Origin of the sequence: Cognatishimia activa, assembly GCF_001458335.1 — a bacterium.
Classification (GTDB): Bacteria; Pseudomonadota; Alphaproteobacteria; order Rhodobacterales; family Rhodobacteraceae; genus Cognatishimia; species Cognatishimia activa.
Genome location: NZ_CYTO01000001.1, coordinates 20,822 through 35,995, shown reverse-complemented (window position 1 = coordinate 35,995; position 15,174 = coordinate 20,822). Strand labels below are relative to the sequence as shown.

The 15,174-nt window shown below is 53.1% G+C and carries 8 protein-coding genes; 2 read left to right on the top strand and 6 right to left on the bottom strand.

Going from position 1 to position 15,174, the window contains the following annotated elements; translation table 11 throughout:
- Positions 1 to 93: 93 nt before the first annotated feature.
- The 3 genes from fusA to rpsL are packed head-to-tail and all read right to left on the bottom strand — an operon-like array spanning position 94 to position 3,090.
- Positions 94 to 2,211, bottom strand: a complete 2,118-nt coding sequence (gene fusA, locus TA5113_RS00150; RefSeq protein WP_058314164.1) for an elongation factor G — start codon at positions 2,209 to 2,211, stop codon at positions 94 to 96.
- A gap of 21 nt (positions 2,212 to 2,232) precedes the next feature.
- Entirely contained in the window at positions 2,233 to 2,703 is a 471-nt protein-coding gene (rpsG, locus tag TA5113_RS00145) for a 30S ribosomal protein S7 (protein ID WP_058314165.1), read from the bottom strand.
- A gap of 15 nt (positions 2,704 to 2,718) precedes the next feature.
- Complete coding sequence (rpsL, locus tag TA5113_RS00140) at positions 2,719 to 3,090, bottom strand: 30S ribosomal protein S12 (protein WP_009810698.1); 372 nt, start codon at positions 3,088 to 3,090, stop codon at positions 2,719 to 2,721.
- 934 nt (positions 3,091 to 4,024) lie between these two features.
- Here rpsL and TA5113_RS00135 point away from each other — a divergent pair.
- Entirely contained in the window at positions 4,025 to 4,648 is a 624-nt protein-coding gene (locus TA5113_RS00135) for a hypothetical protein (RefSeq protein ID WP_058314166.1), read from the top strand.
- Positions 4,649 to 4,730: 82 nt separating this feature from the next.
- Entirely contained in the window at positions 4,731 to 5,552 is an 822-nt protein-coding gene (locus TA5113_RS00130; RefSeq protein WP_306337706.1) for a putative rhamnosyl transferase, read from the top strand.
- Here TA5113_RS00130 and TA5113_RS00125 read toward each other — a convergent pair.
- The 3 genes from TA5113_RS00125 to rpoB all read right to left on the bottom strand — a co-directional run bounded on the left by TA5113_RS00125 (position 5,528) and on the right by rpoB (position 15,017).
- Positions 5,528 to 6,424 carry a DMT family transporter gene (locus TA5113_RS00125; protein ID WP_058314167.1) on the bottom strand — a complete coding sequence of 299 codons (897 nt, stop codon included), beginning with the start codon at positions 6,422 to 6,424 and terminating at the stop codon, positions 5,528 to 5,530. The genes TA5113_RS00130 and TA5113_RS00125 overlap by 25 nt on opposite strands.
- 155 nt (positions 6,425 to 6,579) lie before the next feature.
- Complete coding sequence (gene rpoC, locus TA5113_RS00120; RefSeq protein ID WP_058314168.1) at positions 6,580 to 10,827, bottom strand: DNA-directed RNA polymerase subunit beta'; 4,248 nt, start codon at positions 10,825 to 10,827, stop codon at positions 6,580 to 6,582.
- A 53-nt stretch (positions 10,828 to 10,880) separates the two neighbouring features.
- Positions 10,881 to 15,017 (bottom strand): DNA-directed RNA polymerase subunit beta, encoded by a 4,137-nt coding sequence (gene rpoB / locus TA5113_RS00115; RefSeq protein ID WP_058316553.1) that lies wholly within the window; start codon positions 15,015 to 15,017, stop codon positions 10,881 to 10,883.
- Positions 15,018 to 15,174: the final 157 nt, after the last annotated feature.

Genomic DNA, 15,174 nt, shown 5'->3' with positions numbered 1-15,174 from the left:
CAGTGCGGTTTGGAACGTTCAAACTTTTCCTTAGCCATAATGGCCTCCTATCAATTGAGGAGGGACGCGGACGGATCCGCGCCCCAATTTCGCTTAGGCGTATTTCGCCTGGATTTCTTCAGAGATGTTGTTTGGCACTGGGTCGTAGTGGTCAAACTGCATGGTGAACTGCGCGCGGCCAGAAGACATGGAGCGCAGGGTGTTGATGTAGCCGAACATGTTTGCCAGAGGCACAAATGCGTCGATTGCAACCGCGTTACCACGTGGTTCCTGACCGGACACTTGACCACGACGGGATGTCAGGTCGCCGATGATGCCGCCGGTATACTCTTCAGGAGTGATAACTTCGACTTTCATCATTGGTTCCAGCAGTTTCGCACCCGCCAGACGCATACCTTCACGCATACACATACGGGATGCGATTTCGAACGCCAGCACGGAGGAGTCAACGTCGTGGAACTTACCGTCGATCAAAGCAACCTTAAAGTCGATCACTGGGAAGCCAGCCAGAGGGCCGCTGTCCATGACAGACTGGATGCCTTTTTCAACACCTGGGATGTATTCCTTTGGAACCGAACCACCAACGATGCGGGATTCGAAGGAATAACCTTCGCCTGGCTCTGTCGGTGTGATGATGAGTTTAACCTCACCAAACTGACCAGAACCACCAGACTGTTTCTTGTGGGTGTAGCTGTGCTCGACTTCGTGGCCGATGGTCTCACGATACGCAACCTGTGGCGCACCAATGTTCGCTTCGACTTTGAATTCGCGCTTCAGACGGTCCACCAGGATGTCTAGGTGAAGTTCGCCCATGCCTTTCATGATGGTCTGACCGGATTCCAGGTCAGTTTCCACGCGGAAGGATGGATCTTCGGCCGCCAGACGCTGCAGACCCTGAGACATTTTCTCTTGGTCAGCTTTTGTCTTTGGCTCAACTGCGATCTCGATCACCGGATCTGGGAAGGTCATTGTTTCAAGAACAACTGGTTCGCCGGTTGCACAGAGTGTGTCGCCGGTTGTTGTGTCTTTCAGACCTGCCAGAGCGATGATGTCACCTGCGAATGCTTCGGTGATCTCTTCGCGGTTGTTGGAGTGCATCATCATCATACGACCGATGCGCTCTTTACGACCTTTGGTGGAGTTCAGCAGGGTGTCGCCTTTGTTCAGCGTACCAGAGTAGATACGTGTGAAGGTCAGGGAGCCAACGAACGGGTCGTTCATGATTTTGAACGCCAGACCAGAGAACGCCATGTCATCGTCCGCACGACGTGCGATGTCACGAGTTTCTGTTTCGTCACCTGGTTTGAAGCCCATGTAATCAACAACGTCCAGTGGGGACGGCAGATAGTCGATCACAGCGTTCAGCAGCGGCTGAACACCTTTGTTTTTAAACGCGGAACCACCCAGAACAGGCACGAATGCCATTTCCAGTGTACCTTTGCGAAGCAGCTCGCGCAGCTTCTCAACGGATGGCTCTTCGCCTTCCAGGTATGCTTCCATCGCGTCGTCGTCCATTTCGACGGCCGCTTCGATCATCTTACCGCGCCATTCGTCCGCCATGTCCTGAAGTTCAGGGCGGATGTCGCGTTTGTCCCAAGATGCGCCAAGGTCTTCACCTTCGTAGACCCATTCTTGCATGGTCACGAGGTCAACCAAGCCTTCCAGCTCGGTTTCTGCGCCAATAGGAATGCCAACTGGAACAGCGTTTGCGCCAGTACGGTCTTCGATCATGTTAACGCAGTTGAAGAAGTCCGCGCCGATCTTGTCCATTTTGTTAACGAACACGATACGTGGAACTTTGTAGCGGTCAGCCTGACGCCAAACGGTTTCAGTCTGAGGCTCAACACCAGCGTTTGCGTCAAGAACACAAACCGCGCCATCGAGAACCGCCAGGGAACGTTCAACTTCGATGGTGAAGTCAACGTGGCCCGGAGTGTCGATGATGTTCAGACGGTGCTTAGGAGTGTCGGCTGTTTGGCCGTCCTCTGTGCGCTCCCAGAACGTGGTGGTCGCAGCGGATGTGATGGTGATACCACGTTCCTGTTCCTGCTCCATCCAGTCCATGGTCGCCGCACCATCGTGCACTTCGCCGATGTTGTGGGATTTACCTGTGTAGTACAGGATGCGCTCGGAACAGGTTGTTTTACCCGCATCGATGTGCGCCATGATACCGAAGTTACGGTAGTGGTTAAGCGTATATTCGCGTGCCATTGGTCAGAATACCTTTTGGAATTACCAGCGATAATGGCTGAAGGCTTTGTTCGCCTCGGCCATCTTGTGAGTATCTTCGCGCTTTTTAACAGCGTTACCACGAGAGTTCACAGCATCCAGAAGTTCACCTGCGAGGCGCTCTTCCATTGTGTTCTCGTTACGACCGCGTGACGCAGTGATCAGCCAACGGATGGCCAGCGCTTCACGGCGCTCAGGACGCACTTCAACTGGAACTTGGTAAGTCGCACCACCAACACGACGGGAACGAACCTCGACGGATGGTTTGATGTTGTCCAGTGCTTCGTGGAACACTTCGACAGGGGCGCGTTTTACTTTGTTTTCAACACGATCAAGCGCGTTGTAAACGATTTTTTCTGCAACGGATTTTTTGCCATCGATCATGAGGTTGTTCATGAACTTGGACAGAACGCGGTCACCAAACTTTGCGTCTGGCAGAACTTCACGTTTTTCAGCAGCGTGACGACGAGACATTTATAAATATCCTTCTTACTTAGGACGCTTCGCGCCGTACTTGGAGCGACGTTGCTTACGATCTTTAACGCCTTGGGTATCCAGAACACCGCGGAGGATGTGGTAACGGACACCCGGAAGGTCTTTTACACGGCCGCCACGGATCAGAACCACGGAGTGTTCCTGAAGGTTGTGGGATTCACCTGGGATGTAAGAGATAACTTCGAAACCGTTGGTCAGACGAACCTTCGCAACTTTACGCATCGCGGAGTTCGGTTTCTTAGGAGTTGTTGTGTAAACGCGTGTGCAAACGCCGCGTTTCTGTGGGCACTGCTCCAGGTGCATAGACTTGGAGCGCTTGATTTTAGGCTGACGCGGCTTGCGGATCAGCTGTTGGATCGTTGGCATAGGGGTTTCCCGTTCCTAACTCATTTATGCATGGGTGTCCCCATACGCTCATATTCTGTACGCCACATGTGTCCACATAGCGCAAAAGCCGCAAATGTTCCCGTACCGAGGCGAACATCGCGGTTAGTTTCCAGAGGGTGCACGCTTCAAAGTAGCGTGGACCTTAGCCACTGAAATTTTGATTGCGGCGTGAGGGACATCTCCCCTGAGCCGTATGGTTCGCGCGTATAGGGGGAGTCGGAGGGCATGTCAACATTAGGTTGCCAACGCAGAGGAGCCAACGTGAACAATGTCTGAGCAATTCATTGTCAGACACATATCTCGAACAATCCTTCGCACTAAAGTGGACTTCACCAACCAGTCGTGCACTAGCAAATTCCCCGATCCAAGCGCAAACCAAATACTTGCCACGAGCGGCTCCCAAAATCGGCATATTCGTACGGAATAAAGACGTATATTTTTAATGGTTGTTAGCGATGTCGTTTGAACAGAAATCATCTTCGCCTTCGTCCGAAACTCAATCTGAACGTTTCCTCAGGCGATCCTCAATAGCTATTGCTTTTATACTCGCGGCCCTCTTGTACAATGGGCTTGTTCTTGAGGTGAACTTTCAGCGAGTCAAGGTAGTAGACGTTATCAAAGTTCCCGGACACGATTTGAGCAGTCGGCTCGTGCTAGTAGATTTGGGGCATCGCCATATCGTCTTAAGAACAAATGACCGGCTGTTGTTTCTTCATAGGAATGGAACAGCCTGCATCTCACAAAGGCATATTCTGTTGCGTCGCTGGCCTAAATATCGCCTGGAATTACCCGGGTTCTGTCCAAACTTTTCATTGCCGAAAGGTATTGAACAAGAACACTCGCTCAAGCAATTGATCAAACAATAGGCTGAAAGCGACGTCCACATAGTTAAATCTAACCTTTATATAAACGCATGAATGAATTTAAAGATTACTTTTCAAGCTATCAATTTCAGCTTCTCAGAGCGGCGGCGCGTTTCAGAGATAACACCGGTATTTGCACTAGAGAGCCAAAACCCAAAGATTTCGCAGAACTTGTTAGTGTTCTCATGTCCAAAGGATACTGGGCCGACGAGTTCGCCTATCTGGACAATCCAAACTTAAATCCATTTGAATTCAATTCCGTCGCCAAGAGCTTTCTGTCGCAATTGAACTGGAGGCCATGTAGCGATGAGGTTGAATTTCGTTTTCTAACCGCGAGCTACGCCAAAATCGGCGGCACCAACGATGTGGCGGCTTATTATGCCATCATCCAATGGATGGAAGACGTAGGGCGGGAATTGCACAACAACTTCACGACCAAATTTGTTGCCGACGGAATTGGAGCGGAGCGGATATACGGATGTTTCTATTCTTATTCACCAGTTACAAATTCAGATCTGATTGAAAGTATAATAAATCCACAGACACACGATTGGATAAGAGAAGGTGAAGCACGACCCGTGATCGTGTTTCGCGAATGGATAGCGGCCAACCCAGACGATCTTGAAATATACAAACCAATCGACTTAAGGCTGCTAGAAGAAATGAGAGCTTAGAGGACGATAGACAGTTGGCAGCCCTTGACACCGCTGTCATGAATTAAACACCATGAATTAGGTGAGAGAGAGCACGTTTGGTATGAACTCCCAAGACATGCAGGTCATCGGCCTTTGCCGCTTTTCCTACCCGGCTTTGGGAGGGTTTCAGGTGGAACATGATTCTATAGAAGAGCGCCGCGCTTATCTTTATGCGCCCGAGCGTATGGATGACCGCATGCGGACTTTTGAGACCATCGCCCTGCCCGGCCTCAAGGCGCAGACGGATCAAAATTTTGAATTTCTGATTGTTGTTGGCACCTGTCTTCCGGCCCGATACCGCGAGCAGCTCGAAGCAATGATCACTGATATGCCTCAGGCAAAAATAGTCGCGGAGGATCCTGCAAAACATCGGCCTGTGATGAAGAAGGTCATAAATCGACATCTGCGTGAAAACTCAGAATTGCCCAGCCTGCAATTTCGCCATGATGACGATGACGCGGTGGCGGTGAACTTTATCGAACGGTTCCGAGCAGCTGCGGATGACTGCAGTGGCCTTTTGGCCAAATCAGCCTCGGTTGGCATCGATTTCAACCGAGGATTTTCTGCGCGGCCCACAACACATGGCATGCTATCGGCCCCGTCTTTCATGCCTTATTATGGAGTAGCCCTTGGCATGGCGGTGGCTCCTTTTGTGGATCAAACAATCATGAACTACGGGCACAATAAGATTAACCAGGTTATGCCCACTGTAACCTATACTGATGAAGACATGTTCATTCGCGGGCATAATGACTTCAACGACTCTCGGCAAAAAGCCAATGTGAAGCGGGTGAACCTTCAGCCTCTCGACAAAGAAGGCGAAGCGCATTTCAAGCTCCGTTTCGCCATCGATAGTGATCAGGTACGCGCGGCTTTTGGTTGAGCTTTTCGCGTCTGGGTTTCGCGGTAAATCGTGAAGAGACCGGTGGCGACCAAAATACCAGCGCCCAGCAAGGAGAGCCAATCAGGCCATTCTCCGAAAACCACATAGCCAAGCACCAGCGCCCAGACCAAACTGGTGTAGCGAAACGGAACGACGAAAGCGACTTCGCCGACCCGCATCGCACCAACGGAACAGGCATAAGCGATCCCGACCATCACAGCTGATCCCGTCAAAGCAATCATGTCGGGCAATGACACTGGCACCCAGTCCTGGCCAGCCATAGCCACGTAGCCCGATAAGCCGACACCAAACGCTCCGGCCAATGCAGGAGCGAGGGAATGAGTCTTCTTCGTGATGCGCCGCGCGATCAGATCGCGCGCCGTGACACACGCAACGGCAGCAAGTGCGAGCCACGCCTCAACGGTGATCCCGTTTGGGCCCGGCTTTACAATCAGCAGCATACCGCAGAAACCGATCAAAATGGCAAGCATGCGTCGCCAGCCCAAGGGCTCTTTAAAAAACAATGCAGCACAAAGCGCGACGGACAGGGGCAAGACCAGCAGGATCGCTGTCGCAATTGCCAAGTCCATCCGCAGTAGCGCCGTCAAAAAGAAATAGGCCGCTGCGACTTCACACGCCGCGCGCGCGCTAATCAGCCAGGCATCTCGTCTTTCAATAGGCTGCCTGAACGCACCGACCGACATGGCGGCCACAAACAAAATCAACGTGGTGATCGTCCCACGGATCGCCAGAAGCTGCGGCAGGGACATATTCACGCCCACCCATTTGATGATCGTGTCATTCACCGTAAAGGCAAACATCGCGCCCATCATGAAGAGCGCGCCGCGCAGATTGTCATTTAGAACTGGCATGGGAACCGACCATTGTGGGACCGAGACTGATCCACCCTAATCGCGCAAACCCATGACGCAAGTGACAAAATGTGATGGCCAACATCATTGTCACTAATCCAAATAAAAACCCCGGCGCGATGGCCGGGGTTTTCAAGTCTTTGTGGTCGAAACGATTACTCGTCGCGGCTCTCTGGTGTCTCGATTGGCGCGTCCTCAAACACGTCCGCAGCAGAGAACTCATCCGCAGATGGCGCCGCCAGGGCTGCCGCTGCTTCTGCTTCTTCGCGACGGGCTTCAATCACCACATTGTCACGAGACTGCGCAACTTGGCGAACCGCCTGTGTTGCACCGCCAGTACCGGCTGGGATCAGACGACCCACGATGACGTTTTCTTTCAGACCAACCAGCTTGTCTTTCTTACCTTGGACAGATGCCTCGGTCAGAACGCGTGTGGTTTCCTGGAAGGACGCCGCAGAGATGAAGGAACGGGTCTGCAGGGACGCTTTGGTGATACCCAGCAGGATCGGCTCGCCTTTCGCTGGACGCTTGCCACGGGAAATTGCTTTCTCGTTTGCAGCGTCGAACTCTTGCTTGTCGACATGTTCGCCCTTCAGCAGTGTGGTTTCACCAGAGTCCTGGATCTCCCATTTCTGCAGCATCTGACGTACGATGACTTCGATGTGCTTGTCGTTAATTTTAACACCTTGCAGGCGGTAAACTTCTTGCACTTCGTCGATCATGTAGTCCGCCAGAGCCTCTACACCCATGATAGATAGGATGTCGTGTGGCGCTGGGTTGCCGTCCATGATGTATTCACCCTTCTGGATGAAGTCACCTTCGCCAACTGGGATGTGTTTGCCCTTTGGCACCATGTATTCCACTGGCTCCATGGACTCATCCGCTGGCTCGATCGAGATACGACGCTTGTTCTTGTAGTCGCGGCCAAAGCGCACGTAACCATCGATTTCGGCGATGATCGCGTGGTCTTTTGGACGACGTGCTTCGAACAGTTCCGCAACCCGTGGAAGACCACCGGTGATGTCTTTTGTTTTCGTGCCTTCCCGAGGGATACGCGCGATGACGTCACCAGCTTGAACTTCTTGACCGTCTTCTGCGGACAGGATCGCGTCAACAGACATTGGGTAATGCACTGGGTTGCCCGCATCGTTGCGTACTGGCTCACCATCTGCATCCACCAGAATAATTTCTGGCTTCAGCTCGTTGCCTTTTGGCGCGGAACGCCAGTCGGTCACGATTTTCTGGGTCATACCAGTTGCATCATCGGTGACGTCACGGACAGCAATACCGGACACGAGGTCCACGTATTTGGTCTTACCCGCTTTTTCGGCGATGATTGGCAGAGTGAACGGATCCCATTCAAACAGCTTGTCGCCACGGCCAATGGTCTGGCCATCTTTAACAAACAGTTTGGAACCGTAACCCAGTTTGTGAGTCACACGGGAGTCGCCATTGCCGTCGATGATCTCGAGCTTCATGTTGCGGCCCATAACCAGGATTTCACCCTGCGCGTTCTCCAGCACGTTTGTGCCTTCGAAGCGGATGGTGCCCTCTTGGCTGGCTTCCTGGAAGGACTGCTGACCACCTTGCGCAACACCACCAATGTGGAATGTACGCATTGTCAGCTGTGTACCAGGTTCACCGATGGACTGCGCCGCGATGATGCCCACGGCTTCGCCAGTGTTCACCAATGTACCGCGTGCAAGGTCACGACCGTAACACATCGCACAGACGCCCTCTTCCGCTTCACAAGTCAGCGGCGAACGGATGCGTGCTGAGGCAACGCCCGCTTCATCGATGGAGTCAGACATAAGTTCGTCGATCAGCTGACCTTTGGCGACCAGAACCTCATCAGTGCCCGGACGCATGATGTCTTCTGCAGACACACGGCCCAGAACGCGTTCTGCCAGAGTTGCCACAACTTCACCGTCATTAACCGCTGCTTCCGCAGTGATCGCATTTTCGGTGCCACAGTCGTGCATACGCACGATGCAGTCTTGTGCAACGTCCACCAGACGACGGGTCAGGTAACCAGAGTTCGCTGTTTTCAACGCCGTATCCGACAGACCCTTACGGGCACCGTGGGTGGAGTTGAAGTACTCAAGAACGGTCAGACCTTCTTTAAAGTTCGAGATGATCGGCGTCTCGATGATGTCGCCATTCGGCTTCGCCATCAAACCACGCATCCCGCCCAGCTGTTTCATCTGAGTAACCGAGCCACGCGCACCAGAGTGAGCCATCATGTAAACAGAGTTTGGTTCTGCTTCAGAGCCATCCTCGTCAGTCTTCGCTGCAGAGATGGTGCCCATCATTGCGTCGGTGACTTTGTCGTTACATTTGGACCAAGCATCGACAACTTTGTTGTACTTTTCGCCCTGAGTGATCAGGCCGTCCATGTACTGTTGTTCGAAGTCTTTCACCTGATCACGGGTGTCATCCACGATGGTCCATTTGCCATCAGGGATAACCATGTCGTCCTTACCAAACGAGATGCCCGCCTTGAACGCTTCTTTGAAGCCCATAGACATGATCTGGTCACAGAAGATCACGGACTCTTTCTGACCACAGTAACGGTAGACAGTGTCGATGACTTTCTGAACGTCTTTCTTACGCAGAAGGTCGTTCACCAGGTCAAATGGCGCCTTGTTGTTCTGAGGCAGCAATGCACCCAGCTTCACGCGACCAGGGGTGGTCTCGTAGCGCTTCATGACCTCCAGACCGTTCTCGTCGATCTGAGGGATGCGGGCTTGGATCTTCGCGTGCAGATGCACTTCACCAGAGTCCAAAGCGTGTTCTACCTCTTCCACGGAAGAGAAGACCATGCCTTCACCCTTCATGCCGTCACGCGCGATGGTCACATAGTAGAGACCCAAGATCATATCCTGAGAAGGAACGATGATCGGCGCGCCGTTTGCAGGCGACAGAACGTTGTTGGTGGACATCATCAGAACACGGGCTTCCAGCTGAGCTTCAAGGCTCAGAGGTACGTGAACCGCCATCTGGTCACCGTCGAAGTCCGCGTTAAACGCAGAACAGACAAGCGGGTGCAGCTGGATCGCTTTACCTTCGATCAAGGTCGGTTCGAACGCCTGAATGCCGAGACGGTGCAATGTAGGCGCACGGTTCAGCATGACTGGGTGTTCGCGGATCACCTCATCGAGGATATCCCAAACTTCTGGACGTTCTTTTTCCACCAGTTTCTTGGCTTGCTTCACAGTGGAAGACAGGCCTTTGGCTTCAAGACGGCTGTAGATGAACGGCTTGAACAGCTCGAGCGCCATCTTCTTGGGAAGACCACACTGATGCAGTTTCAGTTCAGGACCGGTCACAATCACGGAACGACCAGAGAAGTCGACGCGTTTACCCAAAAGGTTCTGACGGAAACGACCCTGCTTACCTTTCAGCATATCGGAAAGGGATTTCAGAGGACGTTTGTTCGCACCGGTGATCACGCGGCCACGGCGGCCGTTGTCAAACAGCGCGTCCACAGACTCCTGCAGCATCCGCTTTTCGTTGCGGACGATGATGTCAGGTGCGCGCAGTTCGATCAGACGCTTCAGACGGTTGTTCCGGTTGATCACACGACGATACAGATCGTTCAGGTCAGATGTCGCGAAACGACCACCATCCAGAGGCACCAGTGGGCGCAGTTCTGGTGGGATCACTGGGATCACGGTCATAACCATCCACTCTGGGCGGTTGCCGGATTCCAGGAAGGATTCCACAACTTTCAGACGTTTGATGATCTTCTTTGGCTTCAGCTCGCCGGTTGCTTCGGCCAGTTCCGCACGCAGGTGCTCGGCTTCGGCTTCCAGATCGATCATGGACAGCATGTCACGGATCGCTTCCGCACCGATGTTGGCGGTGAAAGCGTCCATGCCGTATGCGTCTTGGGCATCCATGTACTCTTCTTCGGTCAGCATCTGGCCGTATTGCAGGTCGGTCAGACCCGGCTCGATGACAACGTAGTTTTCAAAGTACAGAACACGTTCCAGATCACGCAATGTCATGTCCAGCATCAGGCCGATGCGGGATGGCAGCGATTTCAGAAACCAGATGTGTGCAACTGGTGCGGCCAGCTCGATGTGACCCATACGCTCGCGACGTACTTTTTGAAGCGTAACTTCAACACCACATTTTTCGCAGACAACGCCGCGGTATTTCATGCGCTTATACTTGCCGCAGAGACATTCGTAGTCTTTGATTGGGCCAAAAATACGCGCGCAGAACAGGCCGTCACGCTCTGGTTTGAACGTACGGTAGTTGATGGTCTCTGGCTTTTTGATTTCGCCGTAAGACCAAGACAGGATCCGCTCTGGGGACGCCAAGGAGACTTTGATTTCGTCAAAGACCTTTGGCGGTGTCAGAGGGTTGAATGGATTATTGGTGATTTCCTGGTTCATTTTGATACCTCAAATTAGTGCGGAAGGGTGGAAGGGAAGAAGGGCCGAGGCCCTTATTCCTCAACCTCCGCATCCAGGAGTTCCATATTCAGGCCAAGACCACGGACTTCTTTCACGAGAACGTTAAAGCTCTCTGGGATGCCCGCTTCGAAGTTGTCTTCGCCCTTAACGATGCTTTCATAGACCTTGGTCCGGCCTGCAACGTCATCCGACTTAACAGTAAGCATTTCCTGCAGGGTGTATGCAGCGCCGTAAGCTTCCAGAGCCCAGACCTCCATTTCTCCGAAACGCTGACCACCAAACTGCGCTTTACCGCCCAATGGCTGCTGAGTAACCAGCGAGTATGGACCAGTGGAACGCGCGTGGATTTTGTCATCCACAAGGTGGTGCAGTTTCAGCAGGTATTTCACACCCACTGTCACAGGACGTGCAAACTGTTCACCGGTACGACCGTCAAACAGGATGGACTGACCAGATTGGTCAAAGCCAGCGCGGACCAGAGCGTCGTTCACGTCGCCCTCTTTCGCACCGTCAAAGACTGGTGTCGCGATTGGAACACCACGGGTCACGTTGCCTGCCGCTTCGATCAGCTGACCTTCATCCATGCCGGCGATGCCTTCGTCATAGACATCTTCGCCATAGGCCAAGGCCATTGCTTCGCGAACCGGTGTCAGATCGCCAGTGCGACGGTAGTCACCCAGAGCGTCGTCAATCTTGATACCCAGACCACGGGCTGCCCAGCCCATGTGAGTTTCAAGGATCTGACCAACGTTCATCCGGGACGGAACGCCCAGTGGGTTCAGACAGAAGTCAACCGGTGTACCATCTTCAAGGAACGGCATGTCTTCCATCGGTACAACCTTGGAAATAACACCTTTGTTCCCGTGACGACCCGCCATCTTATCGCCCGGCTGAAGCTTACGCTTCACGGCGATAAAGACTTTGACCATCTTCATCACACCCGGTGGCAGATCATCGCCACGGCGGACTTTTTCGACCTTGTCTTCAAAGCGCGCGTCCAGAGCACGTTTCTGTGCTTCATACTGTTCGTGCAGGGCTTCAACGATCTGTGCGTCTTGCTCGTCCTTCAGAGCCAACTGCCACCACTGACCGCGGGTCAGCATGGACAGCAGGTCTTCAGTGATCTCGGAGTTCGCTTTGACGCCTTTCGGGCCTTTCACAGCGACTTTGCCGATGATCAGATCGCGCAGACGGGCATAGATGTTACGATCCAAGATCGCCAGCTCGTCGTCACGGTCACGCGCCAGTGCTTCCACTTCTTCGCGTTCGATCTGAAGCGCACGCTCGTCTTTTTCCACACCATGGCGGTTAAAGACGCGAACTTCCACAACGGTACCGAAGTCACCTGGCTTCTCACGCAAAGATGTGTCGCGTACGTCGGATGCTTTCTCACCGAAGATAGCGCGCAGAAGTTTTTCTTCTGGCGTCATTGGGCTTTCGCCCTTCGGTGTGATCTTACCGACCAGAATGTCACCCGGTTCTACATCCGCACCGATGTAAACGATGCCTGCCTCGTCGAGGTTGCGCAGCGCTTCTTCACCGACGTTTGGAATGTCGCGAGTGATTTCTTCTGGCCCAAGCTTCGTGTCACGAGCAGCAACTTCAAACTCTTCGATGTGAACCGAAGTGAAGACGTCGTCGCGCGCGATACGCTCGGAGATCAGGATGGAGTCCTCGTAGTTGTAGCCATTCCAAGGCATAAACGCGACAACCACGTTTTTACCCAAGGACAGTTCACCCAGATCAGTGGATGGGCCGTCAGCAATGACTTCACCTTTGCCAACCGTGTCGCCTACTTTCACCAGCGGACGCTGGTTGATGCAGGTGTTTTGGTTGGAACGCTGGAACTTGCGCAGACGATAGATGTCACCGCCCGCGTCGCCCAGCTCGAGGTCTTCGGTTGCACGAATAACGATACGCTGCGCATCAACTTGGTCGATGATACCCGCGCGTTTCGCCTGGATCGCCGCACCGGAGTCGATCGCAACTTTGCCTTCGATACCAGTCCCGACCAACGGCGCTTCTGCACGCAGCAGAGGAACCGCCTGACGCATCATGTTCGACCCCATCAGGGCGCGGTTCGCGTCGTCGTTTTCAAGGAACGGGATCAAAGATGCCGCAACAGAGACCAACTGTTTCGGAGAAACGTCGATCAGGTCAACAGAACCCACAGACGCCATGGTGTAGTCGCCCGCTTGACGGGTGTTCACCATCTCATTCTGGAATTTGCCCTCAGCATCAAGCTGCGCGTTCGCCTGAGCGACTGTGTGGCGCATCTCTTCAGTCGCGGACATATAGTGCACTTCGTCGGTGACCTGACCGTCAACAACCTTACGATAAGGTGTTTCGATGAAGCCGTATTTATTGACGCGTGCAAATGTCGCCAAAGAGTTGATCAGACCAATGTTTGGACCTTCCGGCGTTTCAATCGGACACATACGACCGTAGTGGGTTGGGTGCACGTCGCGCACCTCAAAGCCAGCACGTTCGCGGGTCAAACCGCCTGGGCCAAGCGCAGACAAGCGACGCTTGTGTGTCACTTCGGACAGCGGGTTGGTTTGGTCCATGAACTGCGACAGCTGCGAAGAGCCGAAGAATTCACGAACAGCCGCCGCTGCTGGTTTCGCGTTGATCAGATCCTGAGGCATGACTGTGTCGATTTCGACAGAAGACATACGCTCTTTGATCGCGCGCTCCATGCGCAGCAGACCCACACGGTATTGGTTTTCCATCAGCTCGCCAACGGAACGCACACGACGGTTGCCGAGGTGGTCGATATCGTCCACGTCGCCTTTACCATCGCGCAGTTCAACCAGCGCTTTGATGCAGGATACGATGTCTTCTTTGCGTAGGGTACGCTGAGTGTCTTCCGCATCCAAAGCCAGACGCATGTTCATCTTCACGCGGCCAACAGCGGAGAGATCATAACGCTCGGAATCAAAGAACAGAGTGTCAAACAGTGCAGACGCCGCTTCAACGGTCGGTGGCTCACCCGGACGCATCACACGGTAGATGTCCATGAGCGCGGTTTCGCGGTTCATGTTCTTATCTTGTGCCAGTGTGTTGCGGATGTATGGACCAACATTGACGTTGTCGATGTCCAGAACTGGAATGTCGGTGATGCCCGCATCCAACAGTTCTTTGACTGTGCCGCCGATGATGTCGCCGTCTTTGTCATATTCAAAGGTCAGCTCGTCGCCTGCTTCGACATAGATCGCGCCGGTTTCTTCGTTGATGATGTCTTTCGCAACGAACTTGCCGGAAATTTGATCGTAAGGCAGCAGAAGTTCAGTGACTTCGCCTGCGTCGATCAGTTTCTTAACCGCACGAGGGGTAACTTTTTTGCCCGCTTCCGCGATCACTTCGCCAGACGCTGCATCAACCAAGTCATATGCTGGACGTGTGCCGCGCACACGCTCTGGGAAGAACTTGGTGACCCAACCTTTGTTCTTATCCAGCTTGAAGTCTACGGTGTTGTAATAGGCGTCACAGATGCCTTCCTGGTCCAGACCCAGTGCATAAAGCAGGGTGGTCACAGGCAGTTTACGACGACGGTCGATACGCGCAAACACGATGTCTTTGGCGTCAAACTCGAAGTCCAGCCAAGAGCCGCGATATGGGATAATGCGGCAAGCAAACAGCAGTTTACCAGACGAGTGTGTTTTGCCTTTGTCGTGATCAAAGAACACGCCAGGAGAGCGGTGCATCTGGGAAACGATCACACGCTCGGTGCCATTTACAACGAATGTGCCGTTTGGAGTCATCAGAGGCATATCGCCCATGAAGACGTCTTGTTCTTTGATGTCTTTGACAGATTTCGCGCCTGTATCTTCATCGATATCAAACACGATCAAACGCAGAGTAACCTTCAGCGGTGCGCTGTAAGTCATGTCGCGTTGCATACATTCTTCAACGTCATACTTCGGCTTTTCAAGCTCGTAGTTGACGAATTCCAGAATGGAGTTTTCGTTAAAGTCCTTAATCGGGAAAACCGACTGGAACACACCTTTGATACCTTCGCCGTCCAGCGGCAGATCGGAATCGCCGGAGCGAAGGAAAAGATCGTAAGAGGATTTTTGAACCTCGATCAGATTCGGCATCTCCAGCACTTCGCGGATTTTGCCGAAATACTTGCGCAAGCGTTTCTGGCCAAGAAAAGTTTGAGCCATGTTCGATGACACCTTTCAATTTCTCATCGGGTCAGCATGCCGTCGGGCTCCGGCACCTTTCCCTTTCGAGACAGACGAATGGATCAATTCCCGGCCCTGTCCCACCAGAGGCCTCCCGATCCGCAAACTCGCCTTAGAAAAACCCCTTTAGAAAAGG

Excerpts from the sequence above, each read along its gene's own strand:
- rpoB (WP_058316553.1), bottom strand. The coding sequence starts at position 15,017 with ATGGCTCAAACTTTTCTTGGCCAGAAACGCTTGCGCAAGTATTTCGGC.
- rpsG (WP_058314165.1), bottom strand. The coding sequence starts at position 2,703 with ATGTCTCGTCGTCACGCTGCTGAAAAACGTGAAGTTCTGCCAGACGCA.
- fusA (WP_058314164.1), bottom strand. The coding sequence starts at position 2,211 with ATGGCACGCGAATATACGCTTAACCACTACCGTAACTTCGGTATCATG.
- TA5113_RS00125 (WP_058314167.1), bottom strand. The coding sequence starts at position 6,424 with ATGCCAGTTCTAAATGACAATCTGCGCGGCGCGCTCTTCATGATGGGC.
- rpoC (WP_058314168.1), bottom strand. The coding sequence starts at position 10,827 with ATGAACCAGGAAATCACCAATAATCCATTCAACCCTCTGACACCGCCA.
- rpsL (WP_009810698.1), bottom strand. The coding sequence starts at position 3,090 with ATGCCAACGATCCAACAGCTGATCCGCAAGCCGCGTCAGCCTAAAATC.
- TA5113_RS00135 (WP_058314166.1), top strand. The coding sequence starts at position 4,025 with ATGAATGAATTTAAAGATTACTTTTCAAGCTATCAATTTCAGCTTCTC.
- TA5113_RS00130 (WP_306337706.1), top strand. The coding sequence starts at position 4,731 with ATGAACTCCCAAGACATGCAGGTCATCGGCCTTTGCCGCTTTTCCTAC.